Genomic DNA, 19,348 nt, shown 5'->3' on the forward strand with positions numbered 1-19,348 from the left:
ATCCGAAACTGATTCTATAAAAATAGTCAGAATATGATATTTACATATGGTCAGTTTGAACTGATGCTTGAATTCATGTTTGATTTTTTGTACCGTTGTAAGAAGAGAAAGGGGCTTAAAGAACGATGAAACAAGTATTCCCGAATGATTGGCAAGAAATACTCGCAGAAGAATTGAAAAAACCATACTATCACAAACTACGTCAATTTGTAGCAAATGAATATTCGACGCAAATGATTTATCCACCAATGAATGATGTGATGAATGCCTTTTATACAACAGCTTACCATGATGTAAAGGTTGTTATTTTAGGACAAGATCCTTATCACGGTCCGAATCAAGCACATGGCTTAAGCTTTTCCGTTAAACCAGGTATTCCACATCCACCAAGCTTGCGAAACATGTTGCAAGAGCTGCAAGATGATTTAGGCTGTCCTATTCCTCCAAATGGAACATTAACAAAATGGGCAGAGCAAGGTGTTATGCTTTTAAATACTGTGCTTACTGTTCGAGCAGGACAGGCTCATTCTCATAAAGATCAAGGGTGGGAGCAATTTACCGACGCTGTTATCGACCAATTAGCAGCAAGGGAAGAGCCGCTAATTTTTGTACTGTGGGGTAAACCAGCACAGCGTAAAAAGCAATTGATACGTAAATATAAAACACCACATGTTATACTCGAAGCGCCACATCCGAGTCCACTCAGTGCTTACCGAGGATTCTTTGGTAGTAAACCTTATTCAAAAATTAATCAACAATTGGTGGAATGGGGCAAACAGCCAATTGATTGGTGTCTAGTATAGATTGGCACAAATCGTTTTCTTTATACACTTTATAAATCATGATACAGTTAATATAGAAGAAAGTGTGGGACAATAATGAAGGTGAATTGTTTCAAGTGTCAATTTTTCAAAGTAACCTGGGACCCTCAAACGCCACGAGCCTGTGCAGCATATGGCTTTAAAACAAAGCAAATACCATCCGTTGTCGTGAAGCAATCTTCAGGCATGGAGTGTTTAAAATTTGTACCAAAAATAGAAGGGGGGAGAATGTCATGATTCCTTATCAAGCCGTGATACAGCAACTTGAAAAACAATTATCTGGCGCAAAAAATGCAGGAAATGATCAGCAAATTCGCGAGGCACTTACAGCTATTCGAGCATTATGTGATGTGGTATTAGATTCTCCAAACGATACGCCAGCCATCACAACACCTAAGCATATACCTCAAATGCTTGTGTCTGAGTCAAAACAAGCAACTTTATACACATCAAAAATTGAAGAAGATGGAGCAAATGGTGACTCCATTTTTGATTTTTAATCCATTTAAAAGGTAGGGTACGAGAAATGAAAAGATTCATCGTGACAGGTGCTCTTCATGGCCTATTAGCAGTGGCATTGGGTGCATTTGGTGCACATGCGTTAAAGGAAATATTAGATGAATATAGCCGAGGAATTTGGGAGACTGCTGTTCAATATCAAATGTTTCATGCAACAGGGCTGCTGGTCATTGGTCTATTAATGAGCTCTAAACTATTAGGTGAAGTAAAGCAATTAAATGTAGCAGGTATTTTCTTTAATCTGGGCATTGTGTTCTTCTCAGGTAGCTTATATGTACTGGCGATAAGTGGAATTAAAGTATTGGGTGCCATTACACCAATTGGTGGCGTCCTATTCTTAGCTGGATGGTTACTCATTATTTTATCTGCTTTAAAACATGCTCGCTAATTTAAAGTTAAGACTCTCTTACATTATTTGTAGGAGAGTTTTTTTGTTATAAACGAATTTTTTACGTTGGCGATTTAAATCCTATTCATTTTGTAAGAATTTATAGTACACTACTATTATTACTTGCAATATTTCGAAAATACAAAAAGAGAGGTTATGTAGTATGGAAAAACTATTTGCATTAATAGATGGGTACTATAATGAAATGGTAGGGATTCGTCGTCATTTACATGAATACCCTGAATTATCCTTTGAGGAAGTGGAGACGCCAGCCTATATAGCTGCTTTTCATAGAGAATTGGGTCATGAGGTTCGTGAAGGAGTAGGGGGACGTGGCGTAGTAGCTATATTATGTAGCGGAAAACCTGGTAAGACAGTAGCATTACGTGCTGATTTTGATGCCTTAGCGATACAAGAGGAAAATGATGTACCTTATAAATCTAAAGTAGCTGGAAAAATGCATGCATGTGGACATGATGGTCATACAGCAACATTGCTTGGGCTAGCTAAAGCACTCAATGCGATGAAGGATGAAATAACAGGCAATGTGGTGTTTATTCACCAGCATGCAGAGGAAGTAGCACCAGGTGGCGCAAAGCCGATGATAGAGGATGGTTGTTTAGATGGCGTAGATGTTATTTTTGGTATGCACTTATGGGCGCCTACACCACTAGGAGAAATTTTAGTGAAGGATGGAGCCATTATGGCAGCTGCGGATAAAGTAGAAATCACGGTTCAAGGGAAAGGTGGTCATGGCGCAGAGCCACATCATTCCATCGATGCTGTTACCCTTGCCTCACAATTTGTGGTCAATGCTCAACAACTTGTTTCAAGACGCATTGATCCATTAAAATCAGCTGTTTTAACAATTGGTCATTTGGAGGCTATTAATCCGTTTAATGTGATTGCGGATCGAGTGATTTTAGCAGGAACAATTCGTACCTTTGAAGAAGAAGTACGTTCACAAATGGAGCAGGAACTAGAAGCAGTTTTAAATGCGACATGTCTGGCATTTGGGGCAAGCTATGAATATCGTTATACAAGAGGTTATCCGCCTGTATATAACCATCAAAAAGAAACAGAGTTTGTAGCACAGTTGGCGTCTACTGTTCCAGGTGTGGAGCAAGTAATAACATGTCCACCGTTTATGATTGGGGAAGATTTTGCCTATTATTTAGAAAAGGTACCGGGTACTTTCTTCTTCACAGGTGCTAAAAAGCCGGAATGGGAAACTGCCTATCCACATCATCATGCACGCTTTGATTTTGATGAACGTGCCATGCTAATAGCTGCGAAAACTTTAGGGAAAGCAACTTTAACGTATCTAAAAGAGCACTAAATATAGTGAATGATAAAAATCCGCCTACACTCATCGACTTTTGTCAGTGAGCGTATAGCGGATTTTTACATTACAAGATGGCATTATGGATTTTGATTAAAGTAAGCCATTTCCTCATCGTATTCAGCAAAATCGAAATAAATCATAGGGAATAGGAAGCGATGATTGGATTTTAGTTCACGAATAATGACATGATCACGACCAGCGGCTTCTACCACACCACGAACAGTTTTTGTATTTTTTCCCTGTTCCACAGCATGTTCGAAAGAAAAATGGAAGGTAGCTGGTTTTCCGCGATTCAAACGTAAAATATTTTCTATATAGGACTCCTCACGACCAGGTGGTCGTCCGCTCGGAAGAGTGACTGGAGGAGGAGTCATTTGTTGTTGCGTTGTTGGTGTCCAATAATAAGGCATCATCAATTATCAACCTACTTTCTTTTTAAATTTGAGGACAATCTTGTTCAGATGGCGAGAAAAAGCAATGAGATTTGAATCTGCCAGTATTCCATTGACCATACCATTGTGCGGGACAATCCCCCGCTGGCATGAAAAACCACAAGGAGCGAGTAGCTGGATGAAATCTTTCCCCTTGAATCACCCTTTTCGCTAAACGAATGTCTTGTTCACGGGCCCGCTGATAAAAATAACCCTTTTGTGTTGCTTCAAAGCCTCCCGGACGCTGATAAACCATTTGCTCAATCGTTCGAATATCACCAAAATCTAAACAGTCACCTCTTACACGATTAACGCCAACATTCCCAACCATCAGCATGCCTAGCTCTCCTTCACCTTCTGCTTCGGCACGCATTAGCCTTGCTAGTAGGGCAGTCTGTGCATCATTCGTCTTGATAACAGCGATTTTCATACCTCCTCGCAGACAGTATATGCACGAGGGTATTGTAGACATGTTCAATTTTGATAAGAAAGACAATCACACATTAAAGTTACTATGCATATAGTAATCATAACGATAAGTGCCTAGAAAATAATTGAAAACGCTACAAGATCCGATAGTCTTTTAGTCAAAACGGGTAAATAGAAAAAGATAGAATTAGGGGAATGTGAGATGGATGATTTGCATGTGTATTCAATACATGTGAGGTGAGTACTTATGGAAATTGGAGTTTGGTTTGGAATTTTATTAAGTGCGGTACTGGCTTTTCTATTGGGCGAGTTTTATGGACAGCCGCTCCATTGGTATCTCTTTATTGTCATAATTGTAATCGGTTTTTTTATTCAAACTGTTATTTTGATTTTAAAAGTAAAGGACGAACACTCTTGAGGAAGTATGCAGAAATTGAATGGATGAATGAACAAAGTGTCATCGCAGAGAGATGGCACTTTTTTATATTACAAGTATATTAAAGATAGAGCGAGACATACTAAAAGTGACTTTATTTTTGCTTTCAAGAAGGAGCGTTTTCATGCGTATTTTTAGTATGTTTGTAGCCATTATCATCAGTGCTTTTTTAGCAGTTGGGATAGCAGAATACTATCATCAACCATATAATTGGTATTTAGTTTTTCTCATGGTTCTTACTGGGTTCTTTATTCACATCATTATTTTAATATTTGAATCTGAGAATGCTGAAGAAAACGAAATTTAAAAATGCGAGTCCGTTGTGGAGGACTCGCATTTTCTATGTGTATTAAACAGTTAAGAACTTAACTAATTTATCGTTATCAAGTAGGTTTCCGACGAAGAATGCACCGAACTCACCATAGCGAGCAGACACTTCATCAAAGCGCATTTCATATACTAATTTTTTGAATTGTAATACATCGTCTGCGAATAGTGTTACGCCCCATTCGTGATCATCGAAGCCTACTGAGCCAGTAATAATTTGTTTCACTTTACCTGCATAGCCACGACCAATCATTCCATGAGAACGCATTAATGATTTACGCTCATCCATTGATAGCATGTACCAGTTATCGTTGCCTTGACGGCGTTTATCCATTGGGTAGAAGCATACATATTTGGCACGTGGAAGTTCTGGGTATAAACGTGCACGTACATGTGGGTTTTGGTAAGGATCCTCATTTGATTCGCCAGCTAAATAGTTTGAAAGCTCCACAACAGATACATAAGAATATGTAGGAATTGTAAAATCAGCAATTGCTAATTTATTGAATTCTGCTTCAATCTCTTGTAGTTCATCCATTGTTTCACGCAATGTCATAACCATAAAGTCAGCTTTTTGACCCACGATAGCATAAAAGGCATGAGCGCCTGTTTTAGCGATATCTGCTTCGTTCAATTTTTCTAAATAAGCAATAAATTCCTCTATTGCTGCTTGACGTTCTTCTGCAGAAACAAGTTTCCAAGAAGCCCAGTCGATTGAGCGGAAATCATGTAAAGCGTACCATCCATCTAATGTAATTGCTGCTTCATTCATTATTGAAACACTCCTTTATAAGTGAATACCATTCAAAATTAGTTTATCATAGTTTGTACAAAATCCCTAAGTTCATGACAGTAATTCACGAATTTGACACCAACTAAAGATGATGTATTCTAAGAAGAAGATATGTGACTAGAGGAGTACCAATATGAAAAGTATTTTACAACAGCCAATTTGGCGTTTTTATGATCAATCCATTAGTGCCAAGCAACGATCACCATTAGAATCGTTTGCAACGGATGATACGTTGTGCCAATTAGTTGGACAATTAACTTCTCCGCCAACTATTCGTACATGGGTCCATGAGGCATCCGTTGTGCTTGGTATTCAAGATCATCGTTTGCCGTATGTTCAGCAAGGTATGGATTTACTAGAGTCTAGAGGCTATCATCCAATCGTTCGTAACTCTGGTGGATTAGCAGTTGTGCTAGATGAAGGAGTCCTCAATATTTCTATTGTATTGTCTGAACAATCAGAGTCGCTTAGTATAAACGATGGCTATGATGTGATGGTAGACCTTGTGAAGGGATTGTTTCCAGAAGTAGCTGATAAAATAGAAGCTTATGAAATTGTAGGCTCCTATTGCCCTGGCTCTTATGATCTAAGTATTGAGGGGAAAAAATTTGCTGGTATATCCCAAAGACGCTTACGCCAAGGAGTGGCTGTGCAAATTTATTTATGTATTGAAGGAAGTGGCTCACAACGTGCGGCACTCATTCGTGACTTTTATGAAGTAAGCTTGCGACAAGAGGAGACAAAGTTTATTTATCCTCAAATCGTACCTGAAGTGATGGCATCATTATCAGAGCTTGTTGACCCCGATTTAACAGTAGAAGGGGTGGTTATTCGTCTACAGCAATTACTTCATCAGTTGTCCGAGGAAGTTCGTCCACAATCTTTCTATGATGAAGAATTAATATTATACGGTTTCTATTTACAGCGAGTATTTGAGCGTAATGCCAAAATGCTTGAACGAAAATAATAGGCTGATTATATGAAACATAAAAGGGAAAAGCGATGCTGCTAATTTAGCGCATCGCCATTTTCTGATTGATAAACTGGGCCACTTGTTACGAGATTTCCGTTTTTCTCCATTTTGAAAACGGGTGCAATTCGCTCTTCTTCTTCATCCAGTGTTACAAGACGTCGAGCACGATTCATAATTTGAACAAACTGCTCGTAATCTTTGCGGATTGCTCGATTTTCTTCCTCTAGTTTTGTAATAGTTTTCTCTAGTTTTTTATTTTTCTCAGATGTTACATGTACTAGCTGTCTCCATTTTGAAGATTCATTTCCTACTTCACCAGAATGCTGTAAACGTAGTAAATAAGCTATCACAATATCAAGAGAAAGAGCAGATAACGGAATTGATTTTCCTTCTGCAGCACTATTATTCACGGTAAACATACTAGAGGCACGACGTCTCGCTGGTGCTCCTAACACTCGCATTCTCTCTTTTCTTTCTTTTTTAGCCTCTGCTAATTGTTCCTCGTATTCTTTACGAACAACCGCATTCCAACGGAAACCACAGGCTGCAGCAGTACGATTTAATGCATCACCAGCTTCTTCAAAAGCATTGAGCTGTGTGCTACCTTCCGTCACATGACGAATAACCGCCTCTGCTAATAATTCATCGTTTTCTTGTAACCAAGCATCTTGTCTTATTTTACTCATCTTAAAATCCTCCCACCTTTATTTGGAACTTGTTATGTAAGACTAGCATGACCAATCTTTTAACCTTTTATTCATCTATGTAGAAGGAATTATGCTTGAATAGAAGGGGAAAAGTACGATACAATACCCGATGTAGGTTTGTGCACATGCTGCATACTTAAATATGTGAAGGTCATGTGTTCAATAGAGCGATATTTTGTTGAAAAAATACTATATAGAAAGGGTTGTTGACAAAATGGCAAACGAATTTAAAGTTTGCGATGAATGTCAGGCCGTTAACTTAAAGACGTTAATTCCAAAATTAAAGGAAATCGATCCTGATGCAACCATCGAAATTGGCTGTCATTCTTATTGTGGCCCAGGACGCAAAAAAACATTCACCTTTGTAAATAGTCGCCCTGTTGCAGCACTAACAGAAGACGAACTAATGGAAAAGGTTTTAGCAAAATTAAAGAATAAGTAAAATAAATAAAAAGCTATCTCTATTTGTTAGGGATAGCTTTTCATGTTGTTGAAAAAAGATAATGTCATTAGTAGAAAATGACCTTTTGGCAAGGTGAGGAGGTGATTTCCGTTCCGCCAGCGTCCTTTCCAGGGAGACGTCACTCTAATCAACCGTACTACAAAAGTGTCTTTTTTTGTCTTACATACTAGTAGTGAATAAAATAGCCCATGATTTCTATTTTTAAAGAAAGGATAGCCTCTTAATTTTCAATGTGGAGAAGTGATTGATTTCAACAACCATCACCTTCGTTTGATTTGTGAAAGCTTTGCTAAATTTTGTTGAACGGAAAATCTTTCCCACCTCTCATCTTTCATAAAAATGCCATTGTTTTTCAACACTTTGCTATCTCTACATATTAGGTATAGCATTTGCTTTGTATATTTTTAAGTTGCTGTGAATATTAAATCAATAGAAATTTACAATAAATAGGCATATGGCGAAAAAAGGTTGTTAGTATCTATAGAAAAAAGTTAATAAGTATGCTAGTCCTAGATTTATGGCATATAATAGAACTATCACAAAATGGAGGTGCTATCCAAATGACATATGCAAACGCTAAATTACAAGAAGAGAAGGTATTTAAAGACCCTGTTCACCGATATGTACATGTTCGCGATCAAGTGATATGGGATTTAGTGGGTACAAGAGAATTTCAGCGTTTACGCAGAGTTCGTCAGCTAGGTACCACATTTTTAGTATTTCATGGGGCGGAACACAGCCGCTTTAGTCATTCACTTGGTGTTTACGAAATTGTACGCCGCATAGTAGATGATATCTTCGTCGGTCGTCCCGATTGGGATGAAGGGGAAAGACTATTAGTATTATGTGCAGCCCTTTTGCATGATTTAGGGCACGGTCCATTTTCACATGCCTTTGAAAATGTCTTCGAGCTGGATCATGAATACTATACAAGGCAAATTTTATTAGGGGATACAGAGGTAAATGCTGTTTTAAGAAAAGTAGCAGATGATTTTCCAGAAAAGGTCTCGCAAGTGATTGAAAAGACATATCCGAATAAGCAAGTCATCAGTTTAATTTCCAGCCAAATTGATGCGGATCGTATGGATTACTTACAACGTGATGCTTATTTTACAGGTGTCAGCTATGGTCACTTTGATATGGAGCGGATTTTAAGAGTAATGCGTCCACGTAAAAACCAAGTGGTTATTAAAGCAACAGGCATGCATGCAGTGGAAGATTATATTATGAGCCGCTATCAAATGTACTTGCAAATTTATTTCCACCCTGTGTCACGGAGTGCGGAAGTTATTTTAAATAATATTTTAAAAAGAGTTAAACAATTAAGCCAAGAAGGTTATACATTTAAGCATGAACCTACTCACTTCTTAGCATTTTTTCGCAATGCTATTACATTAGAGGATTATCTTGCTTTAGATGAGAGTATACTTTTTACATATTTTCAGCTATGGATGCAAGAGGGTGATGCTATTCTAAGTGATTTAAGTCGTCGCTTTGTTAATCGTAAGCTATTCCAATACATTGATTTAGATCCCGGTGTTGAGCTAGATAAATATCAAAAACTACAAGAGCTTTTCAAGCAAGCAGACCTGAATCCAGATTATTATCTTGTTCATGATACAACGGCAGATTTGCCCTATGATTTTTATAGACCTGGGGAGGAAGAGGTGCGTGTGCCGATTTTTCTAGAAATGAAAAATGGCGAGCTACGAGAGCTTTCGCGTGAATCCATCATCGTTGATTCCATTTCAGGTCGTATGAAACGAGACCATAAAATCTATTTTCCATTAGATTTCTTAGAGGATGACTCTATTCACTCAACTATTAAAAAACAAATCTTAACACTGTTAAGAGAAGACAGCAAATAAAATAAGAATAAACAAAGCAGTAAACACGTTCAAATAAGAGCGTTGTTTACTGCTTTTTTGTATGTATACATGATTTGTTTAGAATTTGTTCAGGACCCCTAGTTATAATGGAACAAAAATCCTAAAGGGGGGTGAGGCCAATTATTGTAGGTGTCACAAAAGTAGTGCTTATAAAATAAAAAGTGAAAAAGGCTATAATTTGTTAATTCTTATGACCTATGTTAGCATACAATTTGGCTTTTATTCACAAGAGTGACAAGTTAATTTTAGGAAAGAGGGAGCAACTGATTGTTTGTAGCACGCCTTTCCTAAACAGTGAAAGGAAGCTATCGTCATAGCAAACAATTCAAGCTCTCTATCTATTAGAAAAGAGGAGAGACATGAGGAAAAAAATGAACATTGCTATGCTGACCATGTTGTTAGTGTTCCAAACACTACTAAGTCCACTGTCAGCATTTGCAGCAGATGACCTTTCAACACCACCAGTCGCAAATGACAATGGTGCGGAGGCCGGAATGGCAGAAAACCTATCTACGCCTGTCGACGATGGCACAGATTTGACAGAAGACAACACAGGTGAAGAAGACCTTTCTACAACTCCATCGGAAAATGAAAACATGGAGCAAGCTCCTGAGGGCGAGGCTCCTGAAGAAGAAAAAGCAGCAGATGAGCCTGTGAAAACATTGCCAATGAATGAGGTACCATTAGCGGCTCAAGAAATTCCAGCTTCACTATCATCATTTGTGATGAAAATTGGTGGAACAACGGTTGGAGCAGGTGAATTTGGTACAGAGCTAGATCCAAATACAACAGCTAACTTCACTGTTAAATTTTCCGTACCAATGCAAGATAGTCAAGGCGAAGCATGGGGAGACGGGAGCTGGTTTGAATTCCAACTGCCGCAATCATTAATTGACTTTGATGGGGCATTTACAGGAAGCAGAACAGTGAACGGTATCACATATAATTATGTAACTACAGATAATAAAGTACGTGTAGAGTTAAGCGGTATGGAACCAGGCTCAGGCAGCTCTCAACCGGAGGAATTAAGCATTACATTTAATTCTGGATTTAACCTCCTTTCTGATAACATTGAGCAAGAGCTGGAAATTCCAGCAGCCACTGGTGGTAGTGAGATAATTAAAGCTCAATTTAGTTTTTTACCTTCAACGAGCAACAAAAAGGTAAGTAAGTCAAAACTAGGCACTCCTACACCAACAGCAAGTGGTAACCATGAAATGGAATGGCAAGTATGGGTTAATGAAGCGGGTAAATCATTAAGCAATCCAACTTTGACAGACGATCCAACATCACATGAAATTATGGCTAATTCCGTGAATGTATATCAATATGTGGTTGGTCTTAATGGTGTAAGAACAAGTACTGAAACAAATGTTCTTACAAATGGTAGTTGGAGCGATATTGAAAGTAAGTTGACTGGTAAATATGCATATAAAATTACGTACAAAACGTCTGTAACATTAGATGCTGATAAACGTGATGGTGCAGTTAACTTTCATAACAAGGTACTATTTACTAACAATGGGCAACTAGAAACTTCTAATACGGCTACTCACACCATTACGTATGGTAAAGCACTAGATAAAAAGCTAGTGAGCAATACAAACTATGAAACAAAATGGCGTATTGATTATAATCATAATCTGTTAAGTATCGATCAAGCTGATGCCTATATTGAAGATACAATCCAAGGTCCTCACGAAATTGATGCATCAAGCATTAAAGTATATAAAATGAATGATGCGGCTGGCAATGTGGCGACAACAGTTTCGGAAGCTAATAGAGTAACAAGTGGATTTACTATTACTCCTACTCCTGCAACTGGAGATGTTAAAAGTTTCACATTAACCTTTGATAACGGTATTTCAGATGCCTATACAATAGTGTATGATGCGAACTATACTAAACAGGATTTTTATGAAAATGAAGCAGGTCTGTTTAACAATAGTGTGACAAGTGGTTCAGGTAAAGAGAAGAATATAGACTATGCACTTACAGAAAACTTATTAAAAAAATCATATACAGTTGATTTTGATAAAAAAGTAATTACATGGACGGTCGACATTATATCTGATAATCCAACTAAACCAATTAACAACCTAAAACTAACAGATACATTTACAGCAGGTGCTGCAGATGGGGTGCATGAGTTAATAGATAACACTGTAAAGCTTAATGGTATAGCAACAACTTATATTCTAATTGATGGAGATAAGAAAAAAGGCTTTACAATTTCAGGTATTAATGTACCAGCAGGTAGTACATCAACTATCACTTATCAAACGAGCTTCGCAATTGGTGATGAGGGTACTGTACAAAAGCAAGGGTATGGCAATACAGCTGCTACAGAGTGGACTAGTGGCGGTAAAACATATAAAAAGTCATCTTCAACGAGTTATATCCCACAGTCAACTACTGTTAACAATGGCAGCAAATCGGGAACCTTTAACTACTCCACGCAGCGATTTACATGGGATGTGAAAGTGAATATCAATAAAAAGGATATTAATGGAGCCGTTTTAATTGATACAGTTGGTGAGGGACATAAGTATTTACCAGGAACAATTGAAGTATTACCTTTAACTGACTTAGGTGGTAGTGATACAGGTGGAACGATTGGTACTACACCGATTAACTCGAGTAATTACACAATCTCGGCTGAATCAGATAAAGGCTTTACATTAAAATTCAGTGATTCCTTAGCAGGAGACATAAACTACCAAGCATACGTTGTTCGTTATAACACAATGGATGACGATCATATTTTAGGTATTGGTTCTGATACGGCTACTGATAGAGGGAATGTTTACACGAATGATGCCACATTTAAAACAAAAGGTACGCAAGAATTTACGCTTGAATCAAAGCCAGTAACGATTGACGAGGATGTAGCGAATAATTTAGTGACAAAAAATACACCACAACAAAACGCGAATACAGAAACAATTACTTGGACATTAGATGTGAATAGATCTCATTCTAATTTAGGTCAAAATGTCATCTTAACAGATTTACCAGGTAATAATTTAATGTTATTGGAAAGTAGTATTCTATTAACACCATATACAGTATCTAAAACTGGTATTCAAAAAGGAACTACTTGGCAAACACCTTCGCAATTAGGGGTAACGGTCACATTCGATACACAAGGTGGCTTTAGCCTCGAATTTCCTGATTTAAATCAAAAGGGGTATCAAGTACAGTATAAAACAATAGGCTTTGGTCAATTTGGGGATGCATTGGAAAATACAGCAACATTGCATTATACGGGTCAAACAAAAGCTAATCAAAAAACAGAGAGCGACTATAAGGATAAATTTAGCTTTAGTAGCTCTGAATCAGATTTTACGTCAACACGAGGCAGTGCTAAATTTAAAAAGATTGGTATCGATTCAGCTACAGGCCAATTTAAAGAAAATTTAGCTGGTGTTGAATTCCAACTTATTAAAAAAACTGCAAAACCGAATGAATATATTATCCAAACAGCTACTACAGATGTAAATGGTGAATTCACATTTGAAAATGTACCGTACAACGATTATCTTATTCGTGAAGTAGCTGCACCAACTGGTTATAGTAAGATGTCTGACTTTAAATTTAAGTTAGATGAAAACACGACACTAGATAAGCAACCAGACTTCATTACACAACTTGTCAATACAACACCAATCATTGGTGGTAGTTGTACACAATTTGAAATAGCGATTAAGGATGTTGATGGTCATTCCATTACAACAGGCACAGTTACATTAAAGGATCACAATGGTATAGAAACAGCGACGTACACAGTAACAAATGGCAAAGTGACATTACCGAATCATTTTACTGCTGGTGAGTATACAGTAACTCATTCAGTTGAAGGTGAATTAGGGAAGGTAACAGTGAAATATGACGGCGGATGTAAAGCTGAGGTTCAACCAGTACCAAAATGTGAAAACTACACAATTGTTGTGAAAGATGATCAAGGTAATATTCGTACTAATATTTTAGAATTAACATTAAAGCAAGGTACTACAGTAGTGACAAAGGTATCTCCTGACGCATCAGGTAAGTTTATTGTTGAATCCAATCAAAACGATCCTACTAATGGTGTAAAACCTGGTGAATATACATTGTATGAGGGTAATCAATTCTTAGGTACAGTCACACTAACGTACAAGAAAAGCTGCGATTATGAATTTACAATTATACAAGCACCGAAGTGCGAAACATTCGAATTAACGGTCAAAGATGTTGATGGAGAATTAGTAGCAGATAAAACGGAAGTAACAATTAAAGATATAGATGGCAAGACGGTAGCTACTGAAGAAACAAAAGACGGTAAAGTAGAATTAAAAGATTTAGAACCAGGTGTTTACGTAGTATTTGATAAGGATGGCAATAAAATTGGCGATTTCGCAAGTAATATTCATTGTCAAGCAACGGTTCAACCAAAACCGGCTTGCGAGCGCTTTACTGTAGCATTGAAAGATGAAAATAATGTGTTGGTTAAGGCTGGTAAAGATGTTGTCATTAAAGATAAACAAGGTAACATTATTTCAACAGTAATAGAAGCAGATGGTAGTATTACATTTATTTCTGAAGATGTACCTGCAGGAAAGTACGAGGTTTACGACAACAAAGTTTATTTAGGCGAAATTGAAGTTTCTTATAAACAAACTTGTAAAGCTGAATTACCTATTGCTCCAGCTTGTCCAAACTTCACATTAACAATTAACAATATGTATGGTCAGCCACGTGAAGGTGTGAAAGTTACGTTTACAGATGAAAATGGTAAAGCGGTAGAAGAGAATGGGTTAATAGAATTTGTTACAGATAGCAAAGGGCAAATTACGATTAACCACTCATTGATCAAACCGGGTAAATATATAGTTAGGGAGAATGGTAATACCATTATTGGGACAGTTACAGTAGGTAATACATGTGAGGCTAAAATACAGCCGACACCACCTACAACAGATCCAGGACAACCAGTAGAGCCAAACAATCCAAACCCAGATCCGACTAAACCAGTAGATCCAACTAACCCAAATCCAGATCCAACTAAACCAGAAGATCCAAACAATCCAAACCCAGATCCAACTAAACCAGTAGATCCAAATAATCCAAATCCAGATCCAACTAAACCGGTAGATCCAAATAAGCCGAACACAGATTCAAATAAACCAGTGGATCCAAGTAAGCCAACGACAGATCCTAACAAACCAACGACCCCTGATAATGGTGGTACATCAGTACAAAATGTGATTGATCAAGGGAAGCAATTACCACCATATCATCCATCTAACGCTACAAAAGATACGTTAGATGCCTATAAAGATTTCCTTAATAGATATAGTAAGCTATCTAAAGACCAACAGGCAGAGGTAGCCCAAGCGATTGATATTAATCAAATCAAGGCAGACACAGCACGCTTAGAAGCGCTGCTAAGAGCACAAGGTAAATTACCACAAACAGATGGAGCAAATCAAACAGCTCTTGTCTTTGTTGGTTTACTACTTGTAGCTGGGGCAGTATGGTTTATGCGCCGCCGTGAAACAGAGGTATAATAAGAAAAAGCGTCATCCTTTTTAGGATGGCGCTTTTTGCGTATTGCTTGCATCAAAAGGTTCCTTTGGCATTTTCTAACGAGTAGCTTTGAACAAAATCTGCTTGTAATGCCAGTCGTTTAGAACCTTTTTCTGCACATGTAATCAATGTTAGTGTAGTTTGATTGGGAATATCGTCAATGATATAAACATCAGTTGCAGCAATGATTTTTTTCGTTGTTAATTTATACTCATAGACATCTTTCATATCCGTGATATAGATGATATCGCCAATTTGTGCTTGATAGAGTGGGCTGAATAAAATATCTTTTTCCTCAAAGTAGTGACCAGCCAATGCATAGTTCCCTTGACCGAGCTGTTGGTTGGGTTTCATCGTACCTGCTCCAATAGCAAGTACAGAATGGCCAACACCTTTTAAAATTGGTAGCTGCATATGTACACTTGGAACAGCAATACTGCCGATAACAGGCATATTACTAGCTTTTACTTGTGCTTGGAGTACCTCAGCGATAGATAATGATTGAACGGCTTCAAACTCAAAATCAGCTGCTGCTTTTTTGTTTTTTTCAATGTCTTTAACGCTGTAGTCAGTTGTATTTAATTGGTCACTCAAATGAGCGATAATAGCATGTTGAATCGGATTAATAAATATTAATAATAGGCCAAAAAGTAACACGCAAACGAGCAAGGTCAGTCTAAATTTATTCATTTTGTATAACACATCCTAGTTATTGAAATAACGGAACGATGATTGTCAGTTTAAAAATGGGTAGAGCTAAGATGCTCTACCCATCTTCATCTTATTTATCACTAAAACGAACGCCTGCAACCCCATAATGGTTTTTTGACATTTCTTCGATAAAAACTGTTACATTTTCTGCAGGTGCATTAACTGTACGCGAAACGGCCTCTGTTACTTCCTTTACAAGGGCGCGTTTTTGCTCCTCTGTACGACCTTCAAGCATTTTCACTGTTACGTATGGCATAATATTGCCTCCTTTATAGAATAATGTTGTATAGTTAGTTTATAAGAAAGTATAAACTTCTTACTTGCGTTGAGGCATAAGTGCGCGTTAGAAATAGTGTGTTATACGACAAAATATACGCGATATGCTTTCCTTTATAATAGCAGAATGGAGGATATTTAAGTATGGCAAATGAAGAAAAACCAAAACAAAAAATGGGTTTTACCATTATAAAAAACGATCCAACAGATGGACATAAAGGGTTTGGAATTGGTTCACTTTCATTAGAGAATGTATCGCCCGTTATGATTGATGTAGAAGAGGGGACAGCTACTGTTGAAATTGGTGCCATGCATGCACGAAGTGATGTTGAGCGAGGTATTAAATTTACGATGGACCGTGCTGATTCAGAAGGTGGGAAATCCTATTGGTTAGTGTGGGTGACGGTAGACCATAAAGAAGATGGACCCTATTATGCGGGTGTAACAGCTTGTGAAATGGTCGTTAACCGTGAAAAGAGACGTGGCTATAAAATTCTAGCTGACCATGTGAACAAAATGGATAAATCCATGAAGCGTCAGATTATTGTAGAGCATATGGATGCACCGTCTAAAAAAGTGTTGGCTACATTCCTAGAGCAACTTAATCCAGATTTGTGGGGACGTAGTGATGAGCAACTGCGTCAAGACTTATTTGTCGAATAGACCAATAATGATTGAACAATCTGTGACATTTTGCGATCGCTTTCGATATTAGGTTGAAAGTGGGTTTGAAACAAAGTACACTTGATGCAGAGCTTACATTTTAGTAAGCTAGGACACTTGGTATCGCGAATATGATGAGCGCTATGCGGCATTTGAATAACCCAAACCCAAGCCAAATGCCCCATGATGCTCATACTTCGCGTACCATAAAAAAAGAAAAGCTTTCTGTTCCCACGGACACGTCTCCGGGGAAGAGAAAGCTTTTCTTATTTATTCGTCTATTAGTTACTTTGTCGAGAGCCTTCATAACATAGAACGAGAGCTGTTCAAAAAGGTTTCCGCATTATTGTTTATTTTTATCATCACCTTTAAAAAGTGAGAATGGCAGCATGTTCCAAAATTCTCCCCATGTATCACTGTCGAGAATATCGAAGTTTGTACATTTTTCAGTTGGTACATCCTTAGCTTCTACATAAACAAGACGTTGTTTTGGACAAGCATCAGTAGCGAGTTTACCTGTTTCGATATCAATGACAACGCCCTCTACACCTTTAGGTTTTTTGAAATCCTCATTTTTCGTTCCTTTGTTGACGCTCTCCATAAAGTCAATCCAAATTTGCTTAGTGGCAGCAGTATCTTCCTTCGTTGTAAGGTTTTTACCCTGATCATAGCCGTTCCACACACCAGCAGTTAGACTTGGTGTAAAACCAATTAGCCATTGGTCACTGTTGGTAGAACCTGATTTAGCCGCATAGGTGTGTGTCATGCGGGAACGAATACTAATGCCTGTAGCAGGAGAATAATCACTGAAAACCGGGTCAAAAATACCTGTCATCATCTCAGTTAAAATGTATGCATTTTCTTTTGAAATGGCCGTTTCCGCCTTGCTTGAAACATCTTTATTTTCATAAATAACGTCTCCATGAGCATTTTTTATGGACACAATGGTTGTTGGAATGGTTTGCTGTCCCTGAGATGCTAAAATATTATAAGCATTCGTCATCTCATATAATGTCGTTTCAATTGTACCGAGAGCGATAGATAAATTATCTTTAGCACCAATCCCTACACTAAAACGGTTTGCCATATCATGAAATTCCTTGAAGCCAATGTCCTCTAACGTTTTTACGGCGTAAATATTGTCTGAGATCGCAATCGCTTGAGCCATCGTCATATCATGATCTGCAAACTGACCATTGACATTTTTAGGTGCATAAGTGCCACGTCCGTTATCATAAGTAAAGGTTGTCTCACCAACATCTAAAAATGTAAGCGGTGTGTAACCATTTTCTAGTGCCGCTGCATATAAAATCGGCTTGATAGTAGAGCCTGGTTGACGTTTAGCCTGTGTGACACGGTTAAATGAACTTACTGAATAGTCACGACCTCCAACTAATGCAGTGACAGCACCTGATTTCGATTCCATACTAACGAATGCTGTTTGAAGATCATTGGCAGGCATGTTTTTTACTACTGCTTCTTCAGCGGCTTTCTGGTGTTCCAGATTAAGCGTTGTTTGAATTGTCCAGCCACCTTCGCTAATATCGAGATTTTTTGACTTTAAAATTTCGCTAGCCTCTTGCCATGCCACATCAAGGAAATAAGGGGCGACAGATTTTGTGGCAACCCAGCTATCATTTTTTAAGACAAGCTGTTCATTTTCAGCTCGTGTTTTTTCTTCTTGTGTAATGGCACCTTGATCCGCCATTAGTTTTAAAATTACGTTTTGGCGATTCGTAGCCTTTTCTAAATTGGCAATAGGTGAATAGATACTTGGTCCCTTTGGTACGCCTGTTAGCATTGCAGCTTCCGCAAGTGTTAAATCAGCGGCAGATTTACCGAAGTAAAATCTACTTGCTGCTTCTACTCCATACATGCCGTGTCCATAGTATACCGTATTTAAATAGCCCTCTAATATTTCGTCCTTGTCATAAAAAACTTCTAATCTATAAGCATACAGGGCTTCATTTAATTTACGTGTCCAAGATTTTTCATGGGAAAGATAAAGATTACGTGCATATTGTTGCGTAATGGTACTAGCCCCTTGGACTTTTCCGCCCGCCTTAATATCCACTAAAATGGCACCAGCAATACGTGAATAATCAAAACCACCATGTTTATAAAAATCTTTATCCTCAACAGCAACTACTGCTTCTTTTAAATAAGGTGACATCTCATCAAGACCAACCCAATAACGTCGTTGATTTGTAAAGTGATCTCCAATTTGGTTCTCATTTTCATCTAAGAAGATGGAAGCTTTCGGTACGGTTAAAGGCGGTGCACCAGCCACTTGAACATAGATGCGTAGAGCGACAAATGCTACGACAATTGCAGATGCAAAGGCGACAAAAAGAGTAAGGGATTTCCGTGTGCGCTTTACACGCTTTTGCTTTCGATGATAGCTTTTTCGTTTCATCCGACTTCACCTCGTTTTCTTACAACTTCTAATTTTAGCTTTAGTATGTGTTTGAACACTCATCTTTAATCGAAATTCTAACTAAAAACTATTGCACTTTATTCAAAAACATCTATACTTTTTTTGTACTACTTGAAATGCGAGCATTCGACAGAAAAATCACACCTTGTAGATTTTAATCGAAATTTGCTAG

19 protein-coding genes are annotated in these 19,348 nt (G+C 37.9%); 12 read left to right on the forward strand and 7 right to left on the reverse strand.

What is annotated here, in order from left to right; all coding sequences use genetic code 11:
• The first annotated feature begins 125 nt into the window (after nucleotides 1–125).
• The 5 genes from MHI04_RS02445 (at nucleotide 126) to MHI04_RS02465 (ending at nucleotide 3,067) form a co-directional block, all read left to right on the forward strand.
• Nucleotides 126–803, forward strand: a complete 678-nt coding sequence (locus MHI04_RS02445; protein ID WP_342535320.1) for a uracil-DNA glycosylase — start codon at nucleotides 126–128, stop codon at nucleotides 801–803.
• Between the two features lie 75 nt (nucleotides 804–878).
• Complete coding sequence (locus tag MHI04_RS02450; protein WP_036117386.1) at nucleotides 879–1,058, forward strand: hypothetical protein; 180 nt, start codon at nucleotides 879–881, stop codon at nucleotides 1,056–1,058.
• Nucleotides 1,055–1,321, forward strand: coding sequence for a YwdI family protein (locus tag MHI04_RS02455; protein WP_036117384.1), 267 nt, complete (start codon nucleotides 1,055–1,057; stop codon nucleotides 1,319–1,321). The genes MHI04_RS02450 and MHI04_RS02455 overlap by 4 nt, the downstream gene beginning before the upstream one ends.
• 26 nt (nucleotides 1,322–1,347) lie before the next feature.
• A complete protein-coding gene (locus MHI04_RS02460; protein WP_036117383.1) occupies nucleotides 1,348–1,728 on the forward strand; it encodes a DUF423 domain-containing protein in 381 nt (126 codons plus the stop codon).
• Between the two features lie 163 nt (nucleotides 1,729–1,891).
• Nucleotides 1,892–3,067 carry a M20 family metallopeptidase gene (locus MHI04_RS02465; RefSeq protein WP_340833699.1) on the forward strand — a complete coding sequence of 392 codons (1,176 nt, stop codon included), beginning with the start codon at nucleotides 1,892–1,894 and terminating at the stop codon, nucleotides 3,065–3,067.
• Nucleotides 3,068–3,150: 83 nt separating this feature from the next.
• Here the strand turns inward: MHI04_RS02465 and gerQ are convergent, their stop codons facing one another.
• Both gerQ and MHI04_RS02475 read right to left on the reverse strand, forming a co-directional pair.
• Nucleotides 3,151–3,486: a spore coat protein GerQ gene (gene gerQ / locus MHI04_RS02470; protein WP_004227629.1), complete on the reverse strand. Its 336-nt coding sequence runs from the start codon at nucleotides 3,484–3,486 to the stop codon at nucleotides 3,151–3,153.
• A gap of 22 nt (nucleotides 3,487–3,508) precedes the next feature.
• Nucleotides 3,509–3,934 carry a cell wall hydrolase gene (locus MHI04_RS02475; protein ID WP_036117377.1) on the reverse strand — a complete coding sequence of 142 codons (426 nt, stop codon included), beginning with the start codon at nucleotides 3,932–3,934 and terminating at the stop codon, nucleotides 3,509–3,511.
• 246 nt (nucleotides 3,935–4,180) lie between these two features.
• Here MHI04_RS02475 and MHI04_RS02480 point away from each other — a divergent pair, with 246 nt between their 5' ends.
• Together MHI04_RS02480 and MHI04_RS02485 are read left to right on the forward strand one after the other, a co-directional pair.
• Nucleotides 4,181–4,351 (forward strand): hypothetical protein, encoded by a 171-nt coding sequence (locus MHI04_RS02480; protein WP_170829838.1) that lies wholly within the window; start codon nucleotides 4,181–4,183, stop codon nucleotides 4,349–4,351.
• Between the two features lie 142 nt (nucleotides 4,352–4,493).
• Nucleotides 4,494–4,676 (forward strand): hypothetical protein, encoded by a 183-nt coding sequence (locus tag MHI04_RS02485; RefSeq protein WP_036117367.1) that lies wholly within the window; start codon nucleotides 4,494–4,496, stop codon nucleotides 4,674–4,676.
• A 42-nt stretch (nucleotides 4,677–4,718) separates the two neighbouring features.
• Here MHI04_RS02485 and hemQ read toward each other — a convergent pair whose 3' ends face one another.
• The gene (gene hemQ / locus MHI04_RS02490; RefSeq protein ID WP_036117365.1) at nucleotides 4,719–5,468 is read right to left on the reverse strand and encodes a hydrogen peroxide-dependent heme synthase; all 750 of its coding nucleotides are present in this window, start codon (nucleotides 5,466–5,468) and stop codon (nucleotides 4,719–4,721) included.
• 154 nt (nucleotides 5,469–5,622) lie between these two features.
• Here hemQ and MHI04_RS02495 point away from each other — a divergent pair, with 154 nt between their 5' ends.
• Nucleotides 5,623–6,456, forward strand: a complete 834-nt coding sequence (locus MHI04_RS02495) for a lipoate--protein ligase family protein (RefSeq protein WP_058844320.1) — start codon at nucleotides 5,623–5,625, stop codon at nucleotides 6,454–6,456.
• Nucleotides 6,457–6,497: 41 nt separating this feature from the next.
• Here the strand turns inward: MHI04_RS02495 and MHI04_RS02500 are convergent, their stop codons facing one another.
• Nucleotides 6,498–7,148: an RsfA family transcriptional regulator gene (locus MHI04_RS02500; RefSeq protein WP_036117361.1), complete on the reverse strand. Its 651-nt coding sequence runs from the start codon at nucleotides 7,146–7,148 to the stop codon at nucleotides 6,498–6,500.
• A 235-nt stretch (nucleotides 7,149–7,383) separates the two neighbouring features.
• Here MHI04_RS02500 and MHI04_RS02505 point away from each other — a divergent pair, with 235 nt between their 5' ends.
• The 3 genes from MHI04_RS02505 to MHI04_RS02515 all read left to right on the forward strand — a co-directional run bounded on the left by MHI04_RS02505 (nucleotide 7,384) and on the right by MHI04_RS02515 (nucleotide 15,070).
• Complete coding sequence (locus MHI04_RS02505) at nucleotides 7,384–7,611, forward strand: DUF1450 domain-containing protein (protein ID WP_036117359.1); 228 nt, start codon at nucleotides 7,384–7,386, stop codon at nucleotides 7,609–7,611.
• A gap of 581 nt (nucleotides 7,612–8,192) precedes the next feature.
• Nucleotides 8,193–9,500, forward strand: a complete 1,308-nt coding sequence (locus tag MHI04_RS02510; RefSeq protein ID WP_080717019.1) for an HD domain-containing protein — start codon at nucleotides 8,193–8,195, stop codon at nucleotides 9,498–9,500.
• 380 nt (nucleotides 9,501–9,880) lie between these two features.
• Nucleotides 9,881–15,070, forward strand: coding sequence for a collagen binding domain-containing protein (locus MHI04_RS02515; RefSeq protein ID WP_342535321.1), 5,190 nt, complete (start codon nucleotides 9,881–9,883; stop codon nucleotides 15,068–15,070).
• Between the two features lie 52 nt (nucleotides 15,071–15,122).
• On the opposite strand, the gene MHI04_RS02520 is transcribed toward MHI04_RS02515, so the two are convergent.
• Nucleotides 15,123–15,779 (reverse strand): class A sortase, encoded by a 657-nt coding sequence (locus MHI04_RS02520; protein WP_036121527.1) that lies wholly within the window; start codon nucleotides 15,777–15,779, stop codon nucleotides 15,123–15,125.
• Nucleotides 15,780–15,870: 91 nt separating this feature from the next.
• Nucleotides 15,871–16,056 carry a 2-hydroxymuconate tautomerase gene (locus MHI04_RS02525; protein WP_004231516.1) on the reverse strand — a complete coding sequence of 62 codons (186 nt, stop codon included), beginning with the start codon at nucleotides 16,054–16,056 and terminating at the stop codon, nucleotides 15,871–15,873.
• A gap of 164 nt (nucleotides 16,057–16,220) precedes the next feature.
• Between MHI04_RS02525 and MHI04_RS02530 the strand changes: the two genes are divergently transcribed.
• Complete coding sequence (locus MHI04_RS02530; RefSeq protein WP_036121521.1) at nucleotides 16,221–16,739, forward strand: YwhD family protein; 519 nt, start codon at nucleotides 16,221–16,223, stop codon at nucleotides 16,737–16,739.
• A gap of 343 nt (nucleotides 16,740–17,082) precedes the next feature.
• Here MHI04_RS02530 and MHI04_RS02535 read toward each other — a convergent pair whose 3' ends face one another.
• On the reverse strand, nucleotides 17,083–19,155 hold the full coding sequence (locus MHI04_RS02535; protein WP_271912331.1) for a transglycosylase domain-containing protein: 2,073 nt from the start codon (nucleotides 19,153–19,155) through the stop codon (nucleotides 17,083–17,085).
• Nucleotides 19,156–19,348: the final 193 nt, after the last annotated feature.

This window comes from Lysinibacillus sp. FSL K6-1151 (genome assembly GCF_038630755.1).
GTDB classification, from domain to species: domain Bacteria; phylum Bacillota; class Bacilli; order Bacillales_A; family Planococcaceae; genus Lysinibacillus; species Lysinibacillus fusiformis_D.

Bases quoted from the DNA above. Each gene is read 5' to 3' on its own strand.
- MHI04_RS02535 (WP_271912331.1), bottom strand. From the start codon at position 19,155: ATGAAACGAAAAAGCTATCATCGAAAGCAAAAGCGTGTAAAGCGCACA.
- MHI04_RS02485 (WP_036117367.1), top strand. From the start codon at position 4,494: ATGCGTATTTTTAGTATGTTTGTAGCCATTATCATCAGTGCTTTTTTA.
- MHI04_RS02510 (WP_080717019.1), top strand. From the start codon at position 8,193: ATGACATATGCAAACGCTAAATTACAAGAAGAGAAGGTATTTAAAGAC.
- MHI04_RS02530 (WP_036121521.1), top strand. From the start codon at position 16,221: ATGGCAAATGAAGAAAAACCAAAACAAAAAATGGGTTTTACCATTATA.
- MHI04_RS02450 (WP_036117386.1), top strand. From the start codon at position 879: ATGAAGGTGAATTGTTTCAAGTGTCAATTTTTCAAAGTAACCTGGGAC.
- MHI04_RS02505 (WP_036117359.1), top strand. From the start codon at position 7,384: ATGGCAAACGAATTTAAAGTTTGCGATGAATGTCAGGCCGTTAACTTA.
- MHI04_RS02495 (WP_058844320.1), top strand. From the start codon at position 5,623: ATGAAAAGTATTTTACAACAGCCAATTTGGCGTTTTTATGATCAATCC.
- MHI04_RS02465 (WP_340833699.1), top strand. From the start codon at position 1,892: ATGGAAAAACTATTTGCATTAATAGATGGGTACTATAATGAAATGGTA.
- gerQ (WP_004227629.1), bottom strand. From the start codon at position 3,486: ATGATGCCTTATTATTGGACACCAACAACGCAACAACAAATGACTCCT.
- MHI04_RS02455 (WP_036117384.1), top strand. From the start codon at position 1,055: ATGATTCCTTATCAAGCCGTGATACAGCAACTTGAAAAACAATTATCT.
- MHI04_RS02525 (WP_004231516.1), bottom strand. From the start codon at position 16,056: ATGCCATACGTAACAGTGAAAATGCTTGAAGGTCGTACAGAGGAGCAA.
- hemQ (WP_036117365.1), bottom strand. From the start codon at position 5,468: ATGAATGAAGCAGCAATTACATTAGATGGATGGTACGCTTTACATGAT.
- MHI04_RS02480 (WP_170829838.1), top strand. From the start codon at position 4,181: ATGGAAATTGGAGTTTGGTTTGGAATTTTATTAAGTGCGGTACTGGCT.
- MHI04_RS02515 (WP_342535321.1), top strand. From the start codon at position 9,881: ATGAGGAAAAAAATGAACATTGCTATGCTGACCATGTTGTTAGTGTTC.
- MHI04_RS02460 (WP_036117383.1), top strand. From the start codon at position 1,348: ATGAAAAGATTCATCGTGACAGGTGCTCTTCATGGCCTATTAGCAGTG.
- MHI04_RS02520 (WP_036121527.1), bottom strand. From the start codon at position 15,779: ATGAATAAATTTAGACTGACCTTGCTCGTTTGCGTGTTACTTTTTGGC.
- MHI04_RS02445 (WP_342535320.1), top strand. From the start codon at position 126: ATGAAACAAGTATTCCCGAATGATTGGCAAGAAATACTCGCAGAAGAA.
- MHI04_RS02500 (WP_036117361.1), bottom strand. From the start codon at position 7,148: ATGAGTAAAATAAGACAAGATGCTTGGTTACAAGAAAACGATGAATTA.
- MHI04_RS02475 (WP_036117377.1), bottom strand. From the start codon at position 3,934: ATGAAAATCGCTGTTATCAAGACGAATGATGCACAGACTGCCCTACTA.